The following is a 24,561-nucleotide window of genomic DNA, read 5'->3' on the forward strand; positions in this document are numbered from 1 at the left end:
AATCTCCTAAAATAAGCCCGTAATTTCACCATCAGCAGCGATATCCATATCCAAAGCTGCTGGATGAGCGGGTAGTCCGGGCATCGTTAAAACATTACCCGTTAAAACAACTAAGAAACCAGCTCCTAATTTAGGTACAACGGCGGTTACTTGGAGCTCAAAGTCTGTTGGTGCCCCCAATAAGTGTGGGTTGTCACTAAAAGAATAAGGTGTTTTGGCAACGCAAATGGGAAGTTGGTCCCAGCCTTGCTGGCGCAGTTCTTGAATTTGTTTTTGAGCGGTCGGGCTAAAATTAACCTTGCGGGCATGATAAATCTTTTGGGCTAAACATTCAATTTTATTGACAACGTCTGTTTTTGCTTCATAGATCGGCTTGATTGTCCCCGTTGTGACCGGAAGATCAATGAGGGATTGCGCCAGACTTTGGGCCCCGGCTCCCCCATCACGAAAGACAGTTACTGGATGAACAGCGATCCCTAATTCCTGACAAAGTTGCTGTAATAACTCAACTTCGGCTGGATTATCATCTGCAAATTGATTTAAAGCAACAATAACGGGTCTTTGATAAGCTTGCAGATTAGTTAAGTGCCGTTTCAAGTTGACAAAACCTCGGCGTAAGGCCGCAAGATCACTAGTCTTGTTTTGGGCTAAAGGCTGACCCCCGTTGTAACGTAGAGCTCGTAAAGTTGCCACCAAAACGATTGCGGTTGGCGAGGTAACTAAGTGTTGGGATACGAGATCAAGAAATTTTTCCGCGCCTAAATCAGCCCCAAAGCCAGCTTCAGTCAAAGTATAGTCACTTAGACGCACGGCTAGATTGGTTGCAATAATACTATTACAACCGTGGGCAATGTTCGCAAAGGGGCCTCCGTGAACAAAAACGGGGGTATGTTCTAAGGTTTGAACTAAATTAGGCTTGATAGCATCTTTTAAAATAAGGGTTAAAGCCCCTTCAGCATGTAAATCGTGAACAAAAACGGGTTCATTGTCCACATTATAACCAATTAGCATCTTTTGAATCCGTCGTTTTAGATCCTGTTGATCTTCTGTAAGACACAAAACGGCCATCAACTCAGAAGCTACGGTAATTTGAAAATGTTCTTCGCGGACAACTCCAGATTTGGGGCCACCTAAGCCTAAAACAATATTTCGTAAGCCCCGATCGTTAACATCTAAGGCCCGTTGCCAGATAATTCTTCGGGGGTCTAGACGAAGTTGATTTCCTTGCTGTAAGTGATTATCAATTAAGGCTGCTAAGGTATTAATCGCTGTGGTTAAAGCGTGCATGTCGCCGGTAAAATGAAGATTCAAGTCTTCCATAGGAACAACTTGCGCATAGCCTCCGCCAGCAGCACCACCTTTACGTCCCATGACGGGACCTAGCGAAGGTTCCCGCAAGGCCACAGCTGTTTTTTGATGGAGTCGTTGGAGAGCATCTCCTAGTCCAAGCATGACCGTTGACTTCCCCTCACCTGCTGGCGTGGGGTTCATGGCAGTAACTAAGATTAATTTCCCCGGAGCTTGTTTTTGAGCTCGAACTTGAGCTTCTGAGGTAATTTTGGCTTTCGCTGATCCATAAAGTTCTAATTCTTCTGCCGTCAGTCCTAATTTGGCAGCTACTTGGGTAATTGGCCACATTTCTTGTTGAGCATTGGTTTGGGCAATTTCAATATCACTTAACATTTTGATTAGCTCCTTCAACGAATTTCGCTAATTTTTTTTGTGTCGTAGTCCGCATAAATAAAGTTAAGGGCAATTCAGTAGGATCTTGAAAAATTAAAATACTGCAAAATCGTCGAGGATTGATAGTTTTGATTTCCTTGAAGTTCAGTTGAACAGCTCGAGTCAAAAACCAGCCCTTAATGGTCAAAGTTTGACTCTTTGGATCAACTAGAACTTGGTGACTCCACCAAGTAATCACAATCAAGGCTAAAATTAGGAGGCTGATGCTGATAGCTAGCCAATTATAACTAGTGCTTTCTAATTGGAGAATGCCTGCTCCCAGTAAGCCGATCCCGACCCAAATCCAAAATAATTGAGTTAAAGCATTATTCATTTGGTAATGAAACTTCAGCATAAGGTTTTCCCCCCTCCTCTCCCACCGGATACATGTACATTTTATCATATTTACGAGTTTTATTTGCTCTGGTGTTGGTAATTAGGATGTCCCCAATATTGGAAGTAATCTGTCCTTAAAGAACCGTTGTATAATTTTCTTTTTTTAGTTGCTGGGCGGCCAAAAGATTTTTCAAATTGGAGATCACTAGTTAAATAGTATTGACTCCAAGTAGTTTGGGGTGAAAATAATTGCCCCAACTGGCGATATGTCTGGCGAGCTAACTCTAGCTCTTGCATTCTTTGTCCATAAGGAGGATTGGCAATTAAAATTCCGTTGGGTAAGTCCAAGTGTAAGTCCTTAACAGCTACTTGTTTGAAAGTAATGTCCTCGAAGACTCCTGCCGCTTGAGCATTGGCTTGAGCCATAGCGATCATTTGACCATCAATATCACTGGCTAAGATAGTTAGTTCGCCACTAGGTTTAATCATTTCTTGGGCCTGTTTTTGGGCGTGCTTTAAAAGTTGAGGATCAAACCAATTGAAGTTTTCAAAAGCAAAATGACGGTGAAGTCCTGGAGCAATTCGCCGTCCAATTAAAGCGGCTTCAATCGCAATCGTTCCCGAACCCGTCATGGGATCACAGAAAGGATCATTGGCTCGCCAGGGAGTTAACAGAATTAAGGCTGCCGCCATATTTTCTTTCAAGGGAGCTAGACCATGTTCTGTCCGATAGCCTCGTTTAAATAGGGAGCTTCCGGTAGTATCTAACGTTAATTCTACTTGATCTTTGACAATTCGAACTTCTAAGGGATATAAGTTGCCCGTTTCTGGTAAGCGTCCGTGGCGATGGTAAACTTCAGCTAATTTATTAACGATGGCTTTCTTGGTGATTGATTGGATATCTGGTTCATGATGCAACTGAGATTTGACAGAACGTCCTTGGACGGGAAATTCAGCATCTAGTGGTAACCACTGATCCCAGTCGAAAGCATAAACATGGTCAAAAAGTTCACTAAAAGACCGCGCTGGAAATTCTTGAAGCACAATTTTTATCCGATCGGCGCTCCGGAGCCAAAGATTGGTTCGGACGATATCGTTTTGATCGCCTGTAAAATAAATTTTGCCATTGGCCACCTGTAACTGCTGGTAACCGAGTTGATTGAGTTCTTTTTTTGTCACAGCTTCTAATCCGCTGGCCATTGTCGCGACTAATTTCATGTTTTCTCCTTTGTATTAAAAAAGGGTGGATTATTATCCACCCTGAGGTTATACAGATTTCTATAAGCCACGTTTTGTTCCAGTTAGCTTAACCACAACTAACTTTCAGTAATCATCTATCTACATTAAATCGTAATGATCCAATGTCTTTGACTTTGGTTTGTTTCCCGTTGTCAAAGCTCCCCTACCAAAGTTTGGGTTTCCTGCTCGAGGGGTTTACCCGTTCCACTCTTTTGTTTCCAAAAGTTTACGTTTCTGTGGCACTTTCAAGTTACTCATACTTAGCTTGCGCCTTAGCACTTTCACTGCCGTTACCTAATTATAAGAAATAGGTACTCCAGCTTCTTGGGCTGAACACGAACACTATAAGCATTGCAGCTTATGCCGGCGTGGACTTTCCTCAATTTGCATAAGCAAACCGCAATTACTCAAAACCTGCAGATAATATAATACACTTTATTATTTATAAAAGCTAGTTCTTTTAGCTTTAAAGGTCGGAGTTAAGTGGATTAGTGTCGTCTTGAGTATAATAGTCATTCTTAATAGTTTGTTTGGGATTAGATTGACCGAAAACATGGCGTTCCAAATTGGACAATCGTTTTAAAATATCATAATTTGTGGTTCCAGGTAAGGCTGCTTCGTCAACGTCACCACTATGGTTAGACATCATTGGCGTGGTCGTAACTGGATCGGGAGTCGCTGTAGGTTCAGGACTCGTTGCGGGTGTTTGTTGAAGTTGCTTTGTTAAATCTTGGGTTTGGACAGTTAATTCAGCGATATTTTTTTCATAAGCTTCGTAATCTTGAATAATTTGATCGAGAAAGGCATCAACCTCTTTTCGGTTGTAGCCACGGGTAGAGACCTTGAAATTTTTCTCTACGATTTGTTTTGGGTCTAATTTTATTTCTTCCATGTTCATGACACTCCCATCTTACTGATTTCAATTATAGCAAAAAATGGGTCACTTAGCCTACTTAAGAGCTAATTTTAAACAGGAAAATCTGTTTGACTACTAGTAAAATCCTGAAGGTCATCCATAGTCACTAATTGGAGTTGATAATCAACTTTTTGTTGGTAGTTTTGGATTGCCTGCCAGTCGTATTGGGATTTGCCCGGATATTCCGGATCATAGATTAAGAGAGCTCCTTGGGTATGTTGGAGCATAAATTGTTGGTAAAGTCGAAATTGACTGGGATTTTGATAATCTTGTTGGCTAACATAATTATGATAATCAGCTTGCTGGAGAATTTTTTGAAACTGAGTCTGTTTGTTTTCCGACCAGCGTTGCGCAAAATTTGTAAAAGGTAACATAACGGCAACTTGTAACTGGTAATCAGCTAAAGCTGCTGTTTGGCTGGCAGAGACACTATATTGCTCAACTCCTGATTGGCCGCCAGTTAAGACCCATTCTAGACCTTGGTCACAGTATTCAAATAAAGTTTGACTTAAGTAATTCATAATAATTTTTTGTTTAGGATCATTATCTTGAAAAATTTCTAGTTCGTAAGCCCGATACCCCGTGACCCATAAATTTTTTAAAAGTGACATTTAACTATCCTTCTATCTATGCTTAGAGTTAAAGATGATATAATGGGCATCAACTAGGAGTTGATTATAACGTGTCCATCAAATATCCTCAAGGAAGTGTCTCCATCTCAAATTCAACCGATTTAGCTCAACCAACGGTCTTTGGAGATCGAGGCATGACCTTGGAACAAGAAATCAATGAAAGTAATATTTACTACCGGAATCATCAGCTGGCAGTTGTCTACAAGAAGCCAACTCCGATTCAAATCGTGAAAGTTGATTATCCCAAAAGAAGTCGAGCGGTCATTAAAGAAGCCTATTTTCGGCAGGCCTCGACCACGGATTATAATGGTGTTTATCAAGGTTATTACCTTGACTTTGAAGCCAAAGAAACTCGGAGAAAATCTTCCTTTCCTCTGGGAAATTTTCACGAGCATCAAATTGAACATTTAGCTGCTTGTTTACAGCAAGCAGGAATTTGTTTTGTAATTATTAAATTCGTAGTTTTACAACGTTACTTTGTTTTGCCTGCTTCGAAGTTAATTGGTTTTTGGCGGCAAGCTCAACGAGGTGGAACGAAATCGATGTCTTTAAAATTTATTGAACAATTTGGCTACGAAGTCAAGTCAGGGTATAATCCAGTTTTACCTTATTTAGAGGTCTGTCAACAGTTAATTAATCTGATAGGAGAAAAGCATGAGTAACTCTCGTTTACAAAAGTATCATCGTTCTAAATCACCTTTTAAGCGTTGGTTCTGGCGCTTATTCTGGGGATTAATTGCCCTGATCGTCCTGATCGCTGGAATTTTATTTTATTACGGTTCCAGTGCTCCTAAAATTTCTCAGCGAGATTTGACCAGTGGCGGTTCTTCAACTATTTATGATACAAATGGCAAGTTGATTACGGCTTTAGGAACTGAAAGTCGAACTTATGTCACTATTGACCAAGTTCCCCGGCAAATGCAAGATGCAGTTATTTCGATTGAAGACCGGCATTTTTATCAAGAACAATTGGGAATTAATCCTTTACGAATTGCTAAAGCCGCCGTTAATAATTTAAGAAACCGTGATGATGATGGCGAAGTTCAAGGGGGGAGCACTTTAACCCAGCAGTTAGTAAAACTTTCCGTCTTTTCGACTAAGAAATCGGACCAAACTTTTAAACGAAAATTACAGGAAGCTTGGTTGTCGATGAAAGTTGAAAGTCAATATTCTAAGGATCAAATTCTTGAATATTATTTAAATAAAGTTTATTTGGCCAATGGAACTTATGGCTTTCAAACGGCGGCTCGTTACTATTATGGTAAAAACTTAAAGCAGCTAACCTTGCCGCAAATGGCTCTTTTAGCAGGGATGCCCCAGGCTCCTAGTTACTATGATCCCTATAAGAATCCGTCCGTTGCTAAAAATCGCCGGGATCTGGTTTTAAAAGCAATGTTGAGCAATCATAAGATTTCTGATACTCAAGCCCAAGAAGCTTTGGCCACACCAATTCAATCTGGCTTACGGACCTACCACCCTAACGCCGGTTTAGGAGAAAATAAACTGGTTGTCGATCCGTACATCAAAGAAGTTATTCAGAATGTTAAGAAGAAGGGTTTTGATCCCTATCGGGATAATTTAAAGATTACGGTAAATATGGATATTACCGCGCAAAAGCAACTCTATACCTTAGTTAATGATGACAGTTTGGCTTTCCCAGATCAGAACTTACAAACTGGTGTGAGTGTTGTTAATCCAAACAATGGTGCGGTAGTAGCCATGATTGGTGGTCGTAAATTAGGCGATGTCCAACTAGGCTTAAATCGAGCGGTTCAAACTAGTCGCAGTAATGGTTCAACGATGAAGCCTTTGATGGACTACGCACCAGCGATTGAATATCTCCATTGGGCCACAAACCATACGGTTGTCGATAGTCCGTATCGTTATCCGGGAACTGATGTCGACTTACAAAACTGGGACAATAATTATCTGGGAACGATGACGATGCGCGAAGCCTTAGCCCAATCACGTAATGTTCCAGCAATTCGAACTTTAAGTTCCGTCGGTTTCAATCGGGCGAAAACTTTTGTCGGTAAGCTAGGAATTAAAGTGGGCAGTGATGCTGGTCTATCTGCTGGGATCGGAAGCAATATTTCTAGTCTTCAATTAGCCAGTGCCTATGCTGCCTTCGCTAATGGTGGAATCTATTACCAGCCCCAATATGTTGATAAAATTCAAACTACCGATGGGGTTGTTCACCAATATAGTCCTGAAGGTCAACGGGCCATGAGTGCTTCAACTGCCTATCTGATTACCGATATCTTAAAGGATGTCGTTAAAACAACTGGAATGGGTTCGCAAGCTTATATTTCAGGACTTTATCAGGCTGGAAAAACGGGCACGACAAATTATAGTAGTGAAGAATTGGCCCGCAATCCGATCTTAGCTGGTCAGGCTAAAGATTCCCTTTTTGCTGGCTATACTCCAAATTACTCCATCGGGGTCTGGACCGGCTATGATCAACCTAATTTAAACGGATTGAGTCAGACGCAACAAAAACTAGCTGGAGAAATTTATCAACGTTTGATGAGTGACCTAGCAGTTAAAACGACTAATCGAGACTTCACGAAGCCCGATGATGTTGTTCAGGTTTCTGGAACTGATGTTCTTTACGTTCAAGGCTATCAACCGAGTCATTTACCAAGTCCCAAAAATAATAAGGCTCGCGATAATCGAACGACAGACTCTTCTGCAGCAACAAGTAGAAGTTACCAGAATAGTACTGATGGTAATCAAGCTCCTAGTGAAAAACCTGATTCAGATCAAAATTCTACGAAAGCGACTCCTGACCAAGACAAGAATAAAAATAATGAGTCTAAGCCCGCAGAAGATTCTAAGGAACAAAACTCTAATACAGATAATAATAAGTCTTCAAATCAAAATAACAATTCGGAAACTAATTCAAATGGTCAAAGTTCAACCCCTACTCCACCAACCACAGATAATGATGCTGCAAACAATAATTCCACTCACTAAAGATAACAGTTACAAATTAAAAATCCGCTGAGTCAATTAAGTTTGACTAAGCGGATTTTTGTTAATCTGAAAGTTGATTTTCCTGTTCCCATTGATCACATTGGCGAACAACTGGTAAATCTTTAATTTGAGCTTCGTTGTTAAAGTTATATTTACGACCCATTTCAATTAAAGCATGGTGACCGTGAATCCAGTCTTTAGGATCTAGAGCTTGCGTAACTCTTTTTTCTACGACTTGGACACTGGATTTAGGAGCAACAAAGTGCAGTCGTTGAGAAATGTGACTTACATGGGTATCAACCGCAAAAGCGGGAACTTGGAAGCGGTCAGCTAAGACAACGTTGGCGGTCTTTGTCCCGACACCACTTAAAGTAGTAAGTTCCTTTTTAGTATGAGGAACTTCACCGCCAAAATTAGCTAAAACTTCTTGAGCACAGGCGATAATGTGTCGCGCCTTATTGTGATAGAGGCCAATTGATTTAATTAACTCTTCAACTTCAGGTACCGTTGCTTGAGCCAAATCTTCTGGATTGGGATATTTTTGAAAAAGTTTCGGGGTAATCTTATTGACTGCCTTATCGGTTGTTTGGGCACTCAAGACAACAGAAATCATATATTGGAAATTTGTTCGGGCATCTAAGCTGGGACCAGCTTGGGGAAATTCGTCCATAATCATCTGCATGGCAGTAACAATTTGGGGATCAGTTAACATTAGTATCCTCCTGTACGTTCGCGGTATTTTTGTAATTGTTGTGCGGTCTGAATGTGTTGTTTCTCCCAATTTAACAAAATTCGATCCATATATTTAAGAGAATAAACTTGATTCAAAACAGCTTCTTTTAAGGCTAAGGTAATTAATTCAACGGGATAATGATCTTCAACTAGCCAAGCTTGGATCGTTTCCCGTTCCAGAGGTGATAAGGTTCGGCCAAACTCGACTTCAATCTTTTGGAATAAAGTTTGTAAATCATTATTTAGCGGATTAGGATCACTTGCTTGGTCGTGATCCATTAGCCGTTTTAAAGTTGGTGATAAGTCATAACAATCTTGATACTTTTGTCCCTGTTGGTTTTGGGATTCAATGCGAATTAATTTTTTCTGAATTAAACTTTGGAGCAACTGATAAATTTGATCAGCTGTAAAGCCTGTATTTTGTTCCAACTGTTCGGTGGCTGGAAATCTAACCCCTAATTCTTGAAACATTCTTAGATTCAGATATAAAAGAAATTCATCACTCGTCATTTGCAACCGAGGTAAATTTTGAAGGATCAGATTGTTAATGGTAGTTGTTCCGGCATTCCAGATCGTAGTTTGATTTAACAAAATTAAGCTTCCTTTCACGACAAGATCTCGGGCCGATAGTTAGTTAATCAAGTAAGAAAGTGTGACATGAGATAGTAGCAAAGAAAGATAACTAATAATAAGCCGAATGAGAGTCTTTGTTCTCATTCGGCTTATTATGGACTTGACTGTCTTGTAAAGCATCTTTATTCATTCGGATTTAATAAATAACTAGGTATCTTGATCACAGTCGCCAACTTGTCTCAAAGAGAAAATTGGGGCTCAACTTGCTCTCCAAAATTCCTTTATAACTAAACAAGAATTGTTTAAGGACGCAAACGATTAATCATCCGTGGGAAAGGAATGGTTTCTCGTAAATGATCTAATTTACAGATCCAAGTTAAGACTCTTTCTAAACCGAGGCCGAATCCAGCATGTGGAACGCTGCCATATTTACGTAAGTCAAGATACCAACCGTAATCATCTAAATTGAGCCCTTGAGCTTCCATATTTTTCTTGAGATAGTCGTAATCGACTTCTCTTTCGGAGCCCCCAATGATTTCACCGTAACCTTCAGGAGCTAGTAAGTCAGCACAAATATAGACATCATCGCGAGTTGGATGGGACTTCATATAGAAAGGTTTAATAGTTTTGGGGTAATTCAAAATAAAGACTGGCTTATCAAATTGATCAGAAATATAAGTCTCGTCAGGAGCACCAAAATCGTCACCCCATTGAATGTCGATTCCCCCCTCTTGACACATCTTGATAGCTTCGTCATAAGAAATTCGCGGATATGGAGTCTGAGTGTAAGGTTTCAAAACTTCTGGATCACGATCTAAGAGTTTTAATTCATATTGGCAGTTATCTAAGACCTTTTGGACTAGATAGGCAATGTATTGTTCCTGAATCGCTAGACTTTCTTCTTGATGCATGAACGCCATTTCTGGTTCAATCATCCAAAATTCAGTTAAGTGCCGCCGAGTCTTAGATTTTTCGGCCCGAAAAGTAGGACCAAAGGAATAAACTCGGTCATAAGCTAGTGCGCCAGCTTCTTCATATAATTGTCCACTTTGAGATAAGTAGGCTGGAGTATCAAAGTAATTCGTTTCAAATAGTTCGGTTGTTCCTTCCGGAGCGGTCCCCGTTAAAATAGGCGGATCCATTTTGATGAAGCCTTTTTGGTGGAAGAAATCATAAGTTGAACGGATAACTTGGTCCCGAATTCGCATAATCGCATAAGGACGCCGAGAACGTAACCAAAGATGGCGATGATCTAGTAAAAATTCAATTCCGTGTTCCTTAGGACTGATGGGAAAATCTTCACTTTGACCGACGATTTCGATATCTGAAACTTCAATTTCATAACCGAAGTGAGATCGGTCATCTTGATGAATGGTTCCAGTAACGTAGAAACTGGTTTCTTGGTGGAGTTTTTTGGCTTGTTCAAAAACAGTTTCGTCGACATTATTCTTGACGACAACTCCTTGGAAAAAGGCTGTTCCATCACGTAACTGAAGAAAAGCAATCTTTCCCGAAGATCGTTTATCTGTTAACCAAACTCCAATTTTAACCTCTTCATCAACGTGCTTGGGAGCATCGATGATATTTATCTGCTGCATAACAGCTCCTCCTCTATCTAAATACTAAAACCATTTTACTGTAAATTATTCAACCCGTAAATGCTGGAAGCCTTGGAAACTAGTGCTTATTTTCTGATTTTTATTTTTATCGGCGATATTTTAGCAAACGGATCCTGATACGAGTGAATCATTGGTTAGAAAATGATCTTAATCAAACTCATATCACTGTACCATTGTTTTCAAAAGAGACCAAGTCTGGATTACAGAAATTAAAAAAGGCGATCCTCATGGTTTAAAAAACCAGCAAGATCAGCCCTTAGTTTAGAGATTATCAATAATTTGAATAATTTTGGTGTTTTTAAAATTAGTTAGGTAATAACCTAGAGTATGATTCTTATTAAAGTAACTAACCTCCCAAACCAGTTGGTGGCGATAGTAACCCAAAGCAACCTGTTTGATTTTTGCCGGGTGGCGTTGATCATTGACGATTTGGCGAGCTTGCTGCGGCGCGTCGTCATCACCAGAAATAATTCTTTGATTCCCACTTTGCCCGTCAATTAGAACATATTGGTATTTTTGAGGTTGTTTTTTAGTCCAGCCACCAACACAAAAATAAGTTTTATCACGATTAAACTCGGAGTAAAAGCGAGCTTTTTGAAGTGGTCCTTGCGTAGTCGCAATTTGAACTGCCTGTTTGTGGGCTGAACTTTGACTGCTCGTTAAGGCAAAGTAAATCCCAACAATAATTGCTAGGAAGACAATCAAGCTCGCACCAATAATTGAACGTCTCTTCATTTAAAAAATCACCATTCTTGTTGTTTAATTAGGGATGTGGATCTTCTTGTCCCTGTTTTTTAATTAACCGTCTTAATTCTAGCAAAGTTTGCTGCTGAACGGGAGGTAAGTTTAACTCTTGAATTATTTGAGGTCCATAGGCTGAATTTTGCAAACGAGGATCAAGAATAATTAAAATTCCTCGATCTTGGGGGGAACGAATTAGGCGTCCGACTTGTTGTTTAAGTCGACGGGTTGCAGTAGGTAAAGTTTCTACCAAAAAAGGATTTTCTCCTTGCTGACGCCAATAATTATCTTTAGATTGGACTAAAGGATTAGTTGGTGCATCAAAAGGTAAACGGGTAATAATAACTAGCTTTAAGGCTTGCGGGGCTAAGTTCAAGCCTTCACCAAAACTCTGAGAAGCTAATAAGATGGCCCGACGATTTAGAGCAAAACGTTTTTTCAAACGAGCATTGGAACCATGGGTACCCTGAACTAGTAATTCATAACGGTCATTTAAAGGAGTAGCTCGTAATTTTTGGGCTACGGCTTGGAGAGTGGTTAGTGAATTAAATAAGATTAAAGTTCGGCCAAGATCGGTACTGACTAGTAAGCTAAGGGCCTGCACCAGATCTTGGACATAAGTTTCGGTTGTTAATTTATTGGGAGCAGATAGATCAGTCGGAAGATAGACTTGTAAACAGTTATCTAAAGCATAGTCTCTTTGTAATTGTAACTCTTGACTAGCGGCTTGATCAGATAAGCCCAGCTGTAAGCGAAAATTAGCGAAGCTTTGCTGATAGCTAAGACTTCCGCCCAGGAAAAAACAAGTAGAAAATGGTTCCTGAAGTTGGGCTAGGAGTTCTTGATTAACGAAAGTTTGAGTGGCGATTTGCATCGTGTCCCAATTTTGATAATTAGTTTGGCTAATTATCAATCCCATGGGAGATTGTTGCCAAGGGGATAAGCTGGCCAAAATGGCTTCTAAATTTTGGTTTTGCTGCCAAGCAACTTGATAGTCTAATTTTAGCTGATAAAACAGATGCTGCATTTCTATCGGAGCCCCTTCAGCAATCGTCGGATAAATAGTCAAGATGGGATTTAGTTTTAAGAGCACGGCTTGTAAACTTCGGGCTAATTTTTGCAAACGTTGCTGGGTTTTAGGCGTGATTTGTTCTAGGCGGAGAGCCAGATTCAAAGGTTGTTGCCGCTGATTTAACGGGATTAAGCTTTTGAAGTAATTGCTGCTCAAATCAGCTTGCAATTGGTCTAAATATTGTTGCCAAGTATTTCTTTCAGCCTCAAAACTAGCTAAATCATTAGCTTGCCAGACTTTTAGAGAATTATTCCGTAAAAATTGGCGTAAGGGCTGACGTTGCTGGTAAAGTAGATCGCTAACTTTTTTGAGCGTATTTTTTAAAGTCCCTAATTTTAATTGAGTTTGGGGCTCTAGGGTTTGATCCAACAGATGGTTAGCTTCATCGAAGATAACGACAGCGGCCGTTTGCCAAAGAGGATCGGTTAAATGTTTTTGGAGATAGGCATGATTAGTAATTAAGAATTGACTTTGTTGGGCTTGAAGCTGGAGATGTTGCCAAAAATCATATTTATAAAATTTTCCTTGAGTTCGCTGCCCATTGCTACAAACTAAATGACACCAATCTTGATCATACTGGGTTAAATTGAGCTCACCGAGATCCCCTGTTTGGGTGCGGGTTAACCAGACTAGTAAGCGCAGCTTCATTAATTCGGTGCTTCGTTGATTAGTTTTTAAAAAGAGCCAATGATAAAAATTATCGAGGTCTAAATAATGCTGTGGGCTAGAGATCACCGTCGTCAAGTAAGTTTGTTGCCGAATTTGTTCCAATAAAGGAAGAGCTTCTTGGACTAATTGCTGTTGTAAAAGTCGAGTTGAAGTTGCGATGACCACTGCTTGACCTTGATCAACATAGTAAGAAAGTGGTAGCAAATAGCCTAGAGTTTTACCCATTCCTGTTGGAGCATCAATCAGGCCAATATTTGTTGGCTGTTCTAGTAATTGATGGATAAAATCCATCAATTGAGCTTGCTGGGGCCGATAATTAACTAGGGGTTCTAGTAATTTCTTTTTGGCCGCGACAGTTTGAGGATAAGAGCTAATCCTAGTTGTTGGAGTATGGCGTCGCGGACGGGTCAAGACCAAACCGTGAACTAGCACTAAGTGAGTTGGAAGAACTTTTTTGGGAGCTGATTGAGCGGCATCCGTAATTAAGTCCCCCGTTTGCCGGATTAATCCCGAAGCAAAACGGTCCATTAGAGCTAAAGTCGGTTGGGGTAAAGATTTGAGTTGTTCTTGCAAATACAAAAATAACTGGGCGGTTGCTAAAGCATCGCTATCAGCTTGATGGGGATTAAGATGTTGAATATCTAAATAGCGAGTTAAATCGGTCAGTTTGAAACTGGGAGCTTCTGGCAATAAAACCTGAGCTAATTCGACAGTATCCACAGCTCCCAGTGGTTCTATCTCCTGCCCTGCCGCTTGTAGCTCAGCCTGTAAAAAAGGTAAATCAAAATTTACATTATGAGCTACAAAAATCCGTCCTTGGAGTAAGTTTTTAATTTGTCCAGCAATCTCCGGAAAAAGTGGTTGATCTAATAACATTTTGGGAGTAATGCCCGTTAATTCTTGAATCCGAGAAGTGAGATCTTGCTGAGGATTAATTAAAAAATTATATTGACCACTGATTTGTCCTTGATCGATTAAAACCGCGGCAAATTGAATAATCCGATCACCTTCGCGCCATTTTGTACCGGTGGTTTCTAGGTCCACCACAATATATTTTTTATCCTTCATAATTCACTATTTTACTCTAACTAGCTGGTTAATTGAGAGAAAACATAAATATTTTTGAGTTACATTGCGTTGTAGAATCTGCTCTGCGGCAGTTTGATAAAGATTTAGTTGCCCAGAGTAATTAGTTACTGCTTGCGCGATGGAATGAGGTCCCGATTTTTTCTGAGCTTCTAAATAGTCAGTTTTGTAATCAAATAAGGTAACTTGATCTTGATCATCAATAAATAAACCATCAATAATTCCGTGAACTAAAATTTGATCGGTCTGTTTTGAATCAGTTGGATCAGCAAAAATCTTATTCGCCGGTAGTAAAAGTGAAAAAGACCACTCACGTTTTAGACTTTGTTGATGTTCATAAATTTGTTGGCCTAAGGCAGATTGATAAAACTGCCCTAGGCTTTGATAATTAATCTTTTCGGCCAGCGCCGCACTTAAAATTCGCTTTTGAACTAGCTGTTGGGCGAATTGTTGAAAAGTTGCCACGGTTGGGATTTGTTTCAAGGAAACCTGTTGTAACAATAGGTGGGTCGCACTTCCGACTTCTGCGGCGGTGATTTGACTAGCAGTAGTCGTTAAAAAGTTGGGCCGGGAAAATTCTGGCAAGAAAAAACGTTGTCCAGTACTACTGGTCTGTGGATCGAGAATGGGCAATTTCTGGTCAGCTGGATCGGCGAAGAGGTGTTTAATTTCTGAAACCGATTGGTAGGCTGTCGTTACTGTGGCCGGAGAATAAGGATACTCGAAGTTGAGGATTTGGGCGGCTGTTTGGCGAAAAAGCTCCGAAACTAGTTCAGAGTTTTCTGCAGCGGGAGAACTATCAAGAATTGTTTTTTTATTTGTGCCAGAAGTTATGTTTTGACTACCATCAACGAATTGAATTTGGAAATCAAAAGCACTAGGGTCATTTTTGGTCATAGTTTCAGCTTGTAATTGACTATTTTCCCCTAAGACGTATTTGAGACAGTCTTGGAAGGAATTAAAGTTCATGCGCAAGGAACTGTCTAAAACGGTCGCCTGATGAGCACCGGTCGGTAGTTGCCATTTCTGCCAAGTTTGCTCTGGATTAACTTTAGTGGCCCCAACTAAAAATAATTTTTGTTGGGCTCGGGTCAAAGCAACATAGAGTAAACGAATTTCTTCAGAGATATTCTTATTCTTCTTTTGAACTTTCATCGCTGAAAATTGGAGACTTTCATAGAGAATCTGAGTTTGTAAATCACGATACTTAATTCCTAATCCACCTTGAGTATCCAGTAAATATTTTTGTTTGAGATCACTAGTATTGAATTGATGGTCAATCCCGAGGACAAAGACCAAGGGGAACTCCAACCCCTTACTACCATGAATGGTCATCACCTGAACTTCATTTTGTTGGCGGTTTGCTTCCAAGGGTTGAGCAAGATCTTTTTGGTTAGCTTGTAAATGTTTGATAAAGCGAACAAATTGAAATAAACCCTTGAATTCCATCTGCTCAAACTGCTGGGCGCGTTGGTAGAGGGCGTGGAGATTGGCCCCTCTTTGTTGCCCATTAGCCAGTCCTTGAACGTAAGTTAAATAACCTGTATCCAAATAAATTTGCCAAATTAATTCGGCTAAACTAATTTTAGGAGTCAACTGCCGCCAATTTTCGAGCTGTTTTTGAAAGTGTTGCATCTTTTCGGTTAGTTGTTGGGTGAAATCATTATCTCGGGAGGGATTCTTTAAATAATGAGTTACTGCTTGGTAGTAGTCTCCGGTATGTTGATTAATCCGCAAGTAGGCTAATTCATTTTCTTTTAAGCCCACTAGAGCTGAACGTAAAACAGCAACTAGCGGGATATCTTGTTCAGGATTATCAATCACTTGAAGTAAGGCCAGCATTGTCTGAACCTCGGTAGTCTGAAAATAATTAGTTGTATCTTGTACCACAATCGGAATTTGGGCTTGCTGAAATTGAGCCACTAAATCGTTATTCCAAGTTTTTACCCGAGTTAAGATGGCAATATCAGAGTATTGAAGGGTACGTGTTGTCTGGGTCTGCGGATTATAAATTTGGTAATCCTGGGCCATTAAAGCTTGAATCTGCTCGATAATGACTTGAATTTGGGCCTGCTGGCGTGTCCAAGGAGCGGTTAAAGGTTCAGTCTGTAATAGAACTTCAGTTTGGCTATCAATATTCTGCGGCCAAGTAGTACCACTAATTAATTCGGATTCCTGATCGTAATCTAAATCTCCGATTTCTTGGTCCATGATCCGCTTAAAAATGGCATTTACACTGGATAAAACATTGGGCGCTGAGCGAAAATTTTCCGCTAGATGAATTAATTGTCCGTTACTGGTATCTGCTTGCATCGCCTGATACTTGCCGGTAAATAAATAAGGGGCTGCCTGGCGAAAACCGTAAATTGATTGCTTAACGTCCCCTACCATAAACAAATTTCCCGGTTGCTGGTGTTTAAAAGTCTGAATAATGGCTTCTTGTAAGGGATTGGTATCCTGATATTCGTCAATTAAAATTTCATCAAAAAGGTCGTAATAATATTCTTGGGCAATCGGTTGCTCATTTTTAGTGGCTTGTAAAATTTGGAGGGCATAATGTTCTAAATCATTGAAGTCTAAAGCGTGCTGGCGCTTTTTTTCCAGTTGGAATTGTTTTAAAAATTGTTCTTCAACCTCAATCAGCTTGCTAACTAAATTTTGGCTTTGTTGAGTAATTTGTTGCCAGCTAGCATTATCTAGGGCAAAAAATTTATATTGCCAAGTTTGAATCTGCGCCGTAATCGCCTTTCTCTGCTCTTTAAAAGGCTCGGCAATCTCTGGATCACTTTTGGGCTTGACTCGCCCGGTGATTGGCACAAGTTCTAGAACAGACCGGCGCAAATTATCCCAAGTTTGCTGGGGTAACTCGGCCAAGAGTTGGGCTAATTGTTCCTGTAATTTTTTTAAACTGTCTTGGAATTTAGTCAATTCATCATAACTTTGGCTGGCAATCATAGCTTGATTGATCTGCAGCTTACAATAATGAAATTCGTTAGCCAGTAACGGCAGAAATTGTTGCTGATAAAAAGAACTGTTTGTTAATTCTTCCGTGGGTTGATAGCTTTGCGTTAATTGTTGAAGCCAATTTTGGGGATCTTGATTAGTGAGGGCAAAATTAGTCAACTGAAAAATGACTGTTGCCATCTGTTCATCATCGCTCCCAGTTACAAAATTACTCTCTAGATCGTAAAAAGCCTCATCACTTTGTTGGTAGTAACGATGGCGGACTTTTTCCCAAGCTCGCTCCTGTAAAAGACTCCGCTCATTATCATCGCTCAAGAGGCGAAAGCCTGGATTTAGGGCAATTAAATAATAGAATTTCTGGAGGATTTTGAGGCAAAAAGCATGCAGAGTACTAATTTGGGCTGCGGGAATTTGTTGTAATTGCCGGCTTAAATGGGCTTGGATTGCCGGATTAGTTGCGGTGGCTAAAGTTTGGCGGAGTTTTTTGGTTAGACGTTGTTTCATTTCTTGGGCTGCCGCATCTGTAAAAGTAACAACCAGTAAATGAGATAATTCTTGACCCGCAGTTAATTCGCGGATAATCCGGTCAACTAAGATAGTCGTTTTGCCGGACCCTGCTGAAGCCGAGACTAAGATGTCACTTCCCTGGGCAGTTAAAGCCTTTTGTTGACTGGGAGTAGCTTTAAAGTGAGCCATTATTGATCCTCCTTAGAGTCTAAATGTTGAAAGAATTCTTTTCTATTCATCTTGGGGATTAAGCGATAGTTATTTTCTGGAAGCATGGCGTCAAAGCGCATGATTGGACGATAATCGCTATAAGTTAAGGCTGTAGTTTGTTGGTCAAGCCGGACGGGACTAAGGGCTAAGTCCCCTTGTAAAATCCGCTGCGCAGCCTGGATGATTAATTCTTGATTATATTGCAGCATTTCTTGTAATTGCTGTGAGGTTACGACTTTTTGCGAAGTCGGTTTATGATTTTTATTTAGTTGAAAAATAGCTGAATTTTGTCCAGACAAATCCGGCTCTAATAATTCTCCAGTAGTTCCATCATCAACTAACAGACCTTTATAGCGATATTTTTTGAAGAGAAATTCTAAATAATTGGCTAGTTGTCCCTTTAAATCTTCAAAATTAACGGTGGGATCTTGGAGATAAAAGTAAAATCCACCTAGGGGTTGAGCTGGGGTCTCAAAGAGCGAATTATCATGAGCTAAACTTGCCAAATAAGTCAGCATTTGTAAATCTACTCCGGCATAAACCCGATTAAATTGGAAATCGTGGGCGCTAGATTTGTAATCGACAACAAAATAATTTTCGGGATGTTGCGTCAAACGATCAATCCGATCGATTCTTCCGCGGACTACGACACTTTGTTTTTGATTAATGGGATATTCTAGCGGCTCCAAATTATGAATCGCCCCGACTTGACCAAAAGCAACTTCAGTTTTGAAAGGATAGAAATCGGCGGCTTGAGCTTGTTGGCGAATGGCTTCCAAGGCTCTTTGGACAGTTTGCGTGAGCCGCCGGCGGGCAAATTCCTCATCACTTGTAAACATGGAGAAAGCCCTTTGATCCAATAGTTGGTAAATTAATTGATTAGCCAATTGGCGGAGTTGCGGAGCAGTCAAATCGTGGAGAGAAAGTTTTTTTTCTTGTAAGGACTTGAAGGTCAGATCAAGAACGCTGTGAAAGAAGGTTCCCCGATTAGCCGGGGTGATTTTTAACTCGGTCCGGGGATGAAGATGTAAACCATAGCGTAGAAAATATTCGTAAGGATTTTGATAGAAAGTTTCCAGTTGAGAAATTGAAACGACTAACTGATCTCCGTAGAGCTGCCGTGCTAAAGCTGGCTGCAATGATTCGGGAAGATTTTGATCAGTTAAGGAAGCCCAAATTTTTGTCAAATGAAATTTTTCTGGATCTTGCTGCCAAACTAGCTCGCGTAAAGCTTGCCAAGTCGCTGGCGGAGTCTGTTTTTGGTCTTGAGCTTGGCGGTAAATTTGAACTAGATGGTTAGTCGTAATGCTCGGACTAGCAACGGTTGCCAAAACCTCAGTTTCGGCATTGTTGGCCAAGCTAGAAGGAAATTGGGTTGGTAAATTAAAATGTTCTTGCAGAACTTGTACGTAAGGAGAAATTTGATTTTCACCTTGAGCGTCATTAGCTGCATAACTAAAAATTAGCCGCTGACTGCTACTTAAAAAAGCCAAATCGTGCAAGTAAGGCTCAGCTTGGTTCAATTCTTGTTGACTTGCGGGCAGTTGGAGGTCTGGTTCAAGGGCTTGTAAACTTTTTAAGTCATCGTCGGATAATAAACTGTTTTTTTCATTGAGATGGGGCATTTCTGTACTGTTAGCGCCGATAATGATCGTGATCTTATGGTTTTGGTTTTGTACCATTCCTAATTCAGATACTTGGATAGCATCTAAAACCGCCGGGATCGTTGAATATTGCGCATTTTCAAAGCCGTTATCCAACATAATTTGAAATTCATTGGCCTGAAAGGGTTGATCCCCAACGATTTGAACATACTCCTCTAGTAAGCGAACAAAAGTATTAACAATTTGTTCAGGTTGTTGACTTAGAGCTAAGTTCCCCACTTGGACGGCTTCTTGTTCCCATTCTTTGAGAATTTTAAAGACTTGTAAATCAGCCAGTAGTTGATATAACTTGCCACAAGCCTCCTCGCCCTTCAAATTATTCTGCATAATTTTAGTAATCGCTTGGTAAGTTTTTTGAATGAGCTGTTTGAGCTGATTCAACTGCTGCCATTTTTGAACTTCTCTTGGGTGGGCTTTTTCACTGGCAAAGTCTTTTGGACTGAGCCAATCAGATTTTCGTAAGGCGTGCGCTAAGATGTAGTTGTCTAGTTGATCTACAGTTTGGCGATAAGTGGTGCGATCCCAACCTTCTGGCCGCACAAGTTCTGTGCGTAAAAAGCGCATAATATCTTGGTATTGTAATTGATTTTGCACGAGTAGAAATAGACTATCTAAGAGGTCCTTAAAGGCATGATCTTTCATGGAATGTTGCAAATCGATGAAGTAACTAATCTTCTGATTTTGTAAATAAGGATCCAAAAATTCTTGATAAGGACCTAGATTGCGGGCTAAAACCAAGAAATCACGATAGCGGTAATCTTGAGTGGCCACAAGTTGACGAATATAAGTTGTGACCGCGATAATTTCTTGCTGTGGCGTGGGACAAGTCCAAACTTGAATTGCACTAGGATCAGTTAAGCTTGTTGGAGAAAGTTCTTGAAACTGAGTTTGATGTTTAATCCAAAAATTTTCCAGTTCAACTAAGTCTTTTTGGACCCGAAAGTCCGGCGCATTAATGGTTCTATACGGAATTTGGGCTTGTTGGGCAAACTGACGTAAACGAGTGTAGGTTCTTAACGGCCGTTGCCAAAAGAAATCACTTTCGGCACTAGTCACTTGAGGATCTAATTGGAGGGCAATTTCTACGCCAGCACTATGCTGAATTAAAGTTTTAATTAAATTTTGTTCTTGCATTGTAAATTGGGAAAAACCACTGATGAAGTATTGAATTTGGGCCTGTTGTGGATCTTTTTTCAAAAAATCCTGTAAGTTTTGGTAAAGAGCTTGTTGATCACTAAATTGATGTTTAATTCTAGCGAGATAGGCTTGATAAATTATCTGCAAGTCGACCAGTTTTAAAGGGAGATCTCCTCGGAGAGGAACTTCTTTTTGCCAGCCTGCCAAATCTTCCACATTAATTTCTTGGTTTTGCAAATCATTAATCTGGGCCTGTAAAATCGTGATAAAACCGAATTGTTGTTCCTCACCAGCGTAAAGTTGTAAATCGGTCGCTTTTTCGCGCACAATCTGCGCTAAAATCATCGTTTGTAATGTCGGAGTTAATTGGGGACTCTGATAGATAGAATGAGTCCGTAAAAAATACCAAAGCAAACGTGAAAAAGAAAAGACTTGAACTTGATTGCTCGCAAAAACGCTGGTTTCGGTCTGCAAGCTTTGGAGAACCTTAACTTCCATTTCAAATTTCAGGTGATTAGGAACTAACCAAATAAATTTAGTGTCGGGCTGTTTTTCTTGTGCTTGTTTTAAATCGTGCAACATAATTTTTTGGTGGTCATTTTGAGCCTTGCCTAAAACAAATTTCAAGGTCATAAGTAATAAACCTCCTTGAGGTGGAATAAAAAGTGCTAAATCAGAATTAGTTGTGTAAAATAATAGAGGTTAGAAAGGTGATTGACAATGATAGCGACAGGAAAGGCGCATGGAAAATTAATTCTGGTTGGGGAACATGCCGTAGTCTACGGACAACCAGCAATTACGATTCCTCTTCTTAACTTACAAGTTCAAGCGACAGTCAAGTCGGCACCAGCAGCATATTTGAGCTCGGATTATTACCAAGGCCTTTTAGCACAAGCTCCTCAAGATTTTGCAGGAATTAAAAGTCTTGTAAATCGTTTAGAGGAAGACTTGAAATTAGAGCCGACGACTTTAGCTCTGCAAATTAACAGTGCCCTCCCCTTAGAACGAGGATTAGGATCTTCCGCAGCTACAGGAGCGGCTATTTGTCGAGCTTTTTTTGCGCTGGCTCAAAAAGACCTTAGTTGCCAGACTTTGATTAATTATACCAACTTTTCAGAAGAGATTATTCACGGAACTCCCAGTGGTGTCGATGCAGCAACGGTCAATTCTAAGCAGCCACTATACTTTATTAAAAACCAAGAGACAAGCCCCTTTGCGATGAATTTTCACGGTTATTTAGTGATTATTGATTCTGGAATTAAAGGCAAGACAGGCGCCGCCGTTGCCGCTTTACGACTTTTAAAAAAAGAACAACCTGAATTTGTCAATCCACGCTTAGAAGAGTTAGGTAGCCTAGCTCAACAAGCTCGCAAGTTATTACAAACTGATGGCTTACTTGAATTAGGCCAAGTTTTTCGGGCTGCGCAAAAAATTTTAAGGGAATTACAAATAAGTAACCAGCAATTAGACCAGTTAGTTCAAGGGGCTAGTCAAGCTGGAGCCTTAGGGACAAAAATTACTGGCGGTGGTCGAGGAGGCTGTTTAGTGGCCTTGGCCAGTGATTTTGACCAAGCTCAAAAAATTGGTCAAGCAGTCTTAAGACAAGGTGCAGCTCAAGTATTCTTTCAAGATTTAAAAATTTACTCATAAAAACAAAGGATTTTAAAATGACGACAACAACAACGGCGCATACAAATATTGCCTTAATTAAGTATTGGGGGAAAAAGGATCCTCAACTTCATCTTCCCTATACTGATAGCTTGTCTTTGACTTTGGATGGTTATTCTACAACAACGACAACCCAATTTTTACCGGGAAGACAGGACCAAGTCCAAGTTAATGGTCACCCAGCTAGTCCCGCTTTTTTTCAAAGAGTGGTTAACTTTTTAGATCTTGTCCGCCAAGTGAACCATTCTCAAAAAGGGATTCTGGTTCAAACTACTAACCAAGTTCCGACCGCAGCTGGACTGGCCTCCTCAGCGTCGGGCTTCGCTGCTTTAGCGGGATCTTTAAATCGTCTCTTCCAAATGAATTTAACCCCCACGCAATTATCTTGTTTAGCTCGGCGCGGGTCAGGGTCGGCGAGCCGTTCAATTTTTGGCGGTTTTGTCCGCTGGCAACACGGAACTGGTGATTTCGATTCCTATGCCCTGCCGATTGATGAACATCCTCAGTTACCCTTAACTCTTTTAAGTGTGGTTTTTAATGGCCAAGCTAAGAAGGTTTCCTCGACTCAGGGGATGGAACAAGCTGTTCAAACTTCGCCTTTTTACCCGCAGTGGCCCCAAATCGTTGAACGGGATTTAGATGAGATGTTACTAGCAATTCAAAAACAAGATATTGCTGAAATTGGTCAATTGGCAGAAAGTAATTGTTTGGCAATGCACGCTTTGAATTGGACCGCGCGGCCCTTTTTCACCTACTTTACTGCCGAAACTTGGCAGTTGATTAATTTATTGCCGATTTGGCGCCAGCGAGGTGTTCTTGTTTATGCAACCGTTGATGCCGGACCGAACGTTAAGTTGATTACCAACCAAGAAACTCTTCCAGTGGTACGGAAATTGGTTCAAAGTAAATTTCCGCAAGCTCAGTTAACAACCCTCTATCCGGGACCAGGACTTACTTAGTTATTAATTATGCTATAATACTAATTTAGTGATTTATTTGAGGAAAGGTTTTGATGATGTGTTAACTGTGAAAGCTCCGGGAAAATTATACATTGCAGGTGAATATGCAGTGGTCGAACCCGGTTATCCTGCCATTTTGGTAGCCTTAGATCAATTTGTGACAGTTTCGATTGCCCAAGCCCAAAATTATGGAACCATTAATTCGAAACAATATGAAGAAGTCCCCGTTTTCTGGCGCCGGCAAGGAAATCAGTTAGTGATTGATAAGCGAGATAATCCTTTTGAATATATTTTGGCGGCGATTAAGTATACTGAAGCTTATGCTGTCCAAAAGGGAGCAACTTTAACGCTCTTTAATTTAACTATTAATAGTCAACTAGATTCGGAGGATGGGCGAAAGTATGGACTGGGTTCTTCAGCTGCTGTAACTGTTGCAACGGTCAAAGCCTTGACACAGTTCTATCATCTGAACCTAACGCTTGAAGAAATTTTTAAATTAGCGGCAATTTCTCATTTCACGGTCCAAAATAACGGATCTTTTGGTGATATTGCGGCCAGTGTTTATGGGGGCTGGATCCTTTATCAGTCACCTGATCGCCAGTGGCTAACGCAAATGTTAAAACATGAATCCTTACAGCAAGTTATTGAACTCCCTTGGCCCCAATTAAAGATTGAATCTCTGCCAGTACCTGCTGAACTACGTTTATTGATTGGTTGGAGTGGTAGTCCAGCCTCAACCCCCGTTTTAGTAGATGAAATTGCGGTTTCGAGAGCCCACAAGCAGCAACGTTACAGTGAATTCTTATCTGTCTCGCGTCAGTGTCTACAAAAATTGACTCAAGGTTTTAAAGAAGGCCAAATTGACCTAATTAAGGAACAATTAGCGGTCAATCGCCAATTACTCCAAAATTTAAGTGCTTTCAGTGGGGTGGTAATTGAAACCCCAAAATTAGCCCAGTTATGTCAACTGGCCTGCAACTTTGGTGCCGCGGCTAAGAGTTCTGGTGCTGGTGGTGGTGATTGCGGGATTGCTTTGTTACAAGCCAACACCCAAATTCAGACGCAGATTCAAGCCGCTTGGCAAAAAAATGGTATTCAGCCCTTAGCTTTTAATGTTTACAATTTACCCCAAGAGTGAG

Annotated in this window: 17 protein-coding genes and 1 other RNA gene; 5 read left to right on the forward strand and 13 right to left on the reverse strand. The window is 40.5% G+C overall.

Features of this window, described 5'->3' with window-relative positions; all coding sequences use genetic code 11:
- Positions 1-6 precede the first annotated feature (6 nt).
- The 6 genes from HU830_RS01115 to HU830_RS01140 all read right to left on the reverse strand — a co-directional run bounded on the left by HU830_RS01115 (position 7) and on the right by HU830_RS01140 (position 4,824).
- Positions 7-1,683, reverse strand: coding sequence for a formate--tetrahydrofolate ligase (locus HU830_RS01115; RefSeq protein ID WP_176941976.1), 1,677 nt, complete (start codon positions 1,681-1,683; stop codon positions 7-9).
- Positions 1,673-2,077, reverse strand: a complete 405-nt coding sequence (locus tag HU830_RS01120; RefSeq protein WP_176941977.1) for an EbsA family protein — start codon at positions 2,075-2,077, stop codon at positions 1,673-1,675. Before HU830_RS01120 ends, HU830_RS01115 begins: the two co-directional genes overlap by 11 nt.
- Before the next feature lie 59 nt (positions 2,078-2,136).
- Positions 2,137-3,276 carry a THUMP domain-containing class I SAM-dependent RNA methyltransferase gene (locus tag HU830_RS01125; RefSeq protein ID WP_176941978.1) on the reverse strand — a complete coding sequence of 380 codons (1,140 nt, stop codon included), beginning with the start codon at positions 3,274-3,276 and terminating at the stop codon, positions 2,137-2,139.
- Positions 3,277-3,334: 58 nt separating this feature from the next.
- An RNA gene (rnpB, locus tag HU830_RS01130) (RNase P RNA component class B) lies at positions 3,335-3,712 on the reverse strand.
- Between the two features lie 51 nt (positions 3,713-3,763).
- Positions 3,764-4,189, reverse strand: a complete 426-nt coding sequence (gene gpsB, locus HU830_RS01135; RefSeq protein ID WP_228765675.1) for a cell division regulator GpsB — start codon at positions 4,187-4,189, stop codon at positions 3,764-3,766.
- A 74-nt stretch (positions 4,190-4,263) separates the two neighbouring features.
- Positions 4,264-4,824: an SLOG family protein gene (locus tag HU830_RS01140; RefSeq protein WP_176941980.1), complete on the reverse strand. Its 561-nt coding sequence runs from the start codon at positions 4,822-4,824 to the stop codon at positions 4,264-4,266.
- Between the two features lie 77 nt (positions 4,825-4,901).
- Here HU830_RS01140 and recU point away from each other — a divergent pair, with 77 nt between their 5' ends.
- Both recU and HU830_RS01150 read left to right on the forward strand, forming a co-directional pair.
- Positions 4,902-5,507, forward strand: a complete 606-nt coding sequence (gene recU / locus HU830_RS01145; protein WP_324196247.1) for a Holliday junction resolvase RecU — start codon at positions 4,902-4,904, stop codon at positions 5,505-5,507.
- Positions 5,500-7,821, forward strand: a complete 2,322-nt coding sequence (locus HU830_RS01150; protein ID WP_176941982.1) for a transglycosylase domain-containing protein — start codon at positions 5,500-5,502, stop codon at positions 7,819-7,821. Before recU ends, HU830_RS01150 begins: the two co-directional genes overlap by 8 nt.
- Positions 7,822-7,882: 61 nt before the next feature.
- On the opposite strand, the gene HU830_RS01155 is transcribed toward HU830_RS01150, so the two are convergent.
- The 7 genes from HU830_RS01155 to HU830_RS01185 all read right to left on the reverse strand — a co-directional run bounded on the left by HU830_RS01155 (position 7,883) and on the right by HU830_RS01185 (position 21,428).
- Positions 7,883-8,533, reverse strand: a complete 651-nt coding sequence (locus HU830_RS01155) for an endonuclease III domain-containing protein (protein WP_176941983.1) — start codon at positions 8,531-8,533, stop codon at positions 7,883-7,885.
- Positions 8,533-9,144 carry a DnaD domain-containing protein gene (locus HU830_RS01160; RefSeq protein ID WP_176941984.1) on the reverse strand — a complete coding sequence of 204 codons (612 nt, stop codon included), beginning with the start codon at positions 9,142-9,144 and terminating at the stop codon, positions 8,533-8,535. Before HU830_RS01160 ends, HU830_RS01155 begins: the two co-directional genes overlap by 1 nt.
- A gap of 284 nt (positions 9,145-9,428) precedes the next feature.
- A complete protein-coding gene (gene asnS / locus HU830_RS01165) occupies positions 9,429-10,724 on the reverse strand; it encodes an asparagine--tRNA ligase (RefSeq protein WP_176941985.1) in 1,296 nt (431 codons plus the stop codon).
- Positions 10,725-11,006: 282 nt separating this feature from the next.
- Entirely contained in the window at positions 11,007-11,480 is a 474-nt protein-coding gene (locus HU830_RS01170; RefSeq protein ID WP_176941986.1) for a hypothetical protein, read from the reverse strand.
- A 28-nt stretch (positions 11,481-11,508) separates the two neighbouring features.
- Positions 11,509-14,295 carry a helicase C-terminal domain-containing protein gene (locus tag HU830_RS01175; protein ID WP_176941987.1) on the reverse strand — a complete coding sequence of 929 codons (2,787 nt, stop codon included), beginning with the start codon at positions 14,293-14,295 and terminating at the stop codon, positions 11,509-11,511.
- Positions 14,296-14,301: 6 nt separating this feature from the next.
- Positions 14,302-17,973: a helicase-exonuclease AddAB subunit AddA gene (gene addA, locus HU830_RS01180; protein ID WP_176941988.1), complete on the reverse strand. Its 3,672-nt coding sequence runs from the start codon at positions 17,971-17,973 to the stop codon at positions 14,302-14,304.
- The gene (locus HU830_RS01185) at positions 17,973-21,428 is read right to left on the reverse strand and encodes a PD-(D/E)XK nuclease family protein (RefSeq protein ID WP_176941989.1); all 3,456 of its coding nucleotides are present in this window, start codon (positions 21,426-21,428) and stop codon (positions 17,973-17,975) included. Before HU830_RS01185 ends, addA begins: the two co-directional genes overlap by 1 nt.
- 87 nt (positions 21,429-21,515) lie before the next feature.
- Between HU830_RS01185 and mvk the strand changes: the two genes are divergently transcribed.
- From mvk to HU830_RS01200, 3 genes are read left to right on the forward strand one after another with little or no spacing between them, the layout of a single operon-like run.
- Positions 21,516-22,445, forward strand: coding sequence for a mevalonate kinase (gene mvk / locus HU830_RS01190; RefSeq protein ID WP_176941990.1), 930 nt, complete (start codon positions 21,516-21,518; stop codon positions 22,443-22,445).
- Between the two features lie 17 nt (positions 22,446-22,462).
- Positions 22,463-23,422, forward strand: coding sequence for a diphosphomevalonate decarboxylase (mvaD, locus tag HU830_RS01195; protein ID WP_176941991.1), 960 nt, complete (start codon positions 22,463-22,465; stop codon positions 23,420-23,422).
- A gap of 58 nt (positions 23,423-23,480) precedes the next feature.
- Positions 23,481-24,560: a phosphomevalonate kinase gene (locus HU830_RS01200; RefSeq protein ID WP_176941992.1), complete on the forward strand. Its 1,080-nt coding sequence runs from the start codon at positions 23,481-23,483 to the stop codon at positions 24,558-24,560.
- Position 24,561 lies beyond the last annotated feature (1 nt).

It is taken from the genome of Bombilactobacillus apium (assembly GCF_013385145.1).
GTDB classification, from domain to species: Bacteria; Bacillota; Bacilli; order Lactobacillales; family Lactobacillaceae; genus Bombilactobacillus; species Bombilactobacillus apium.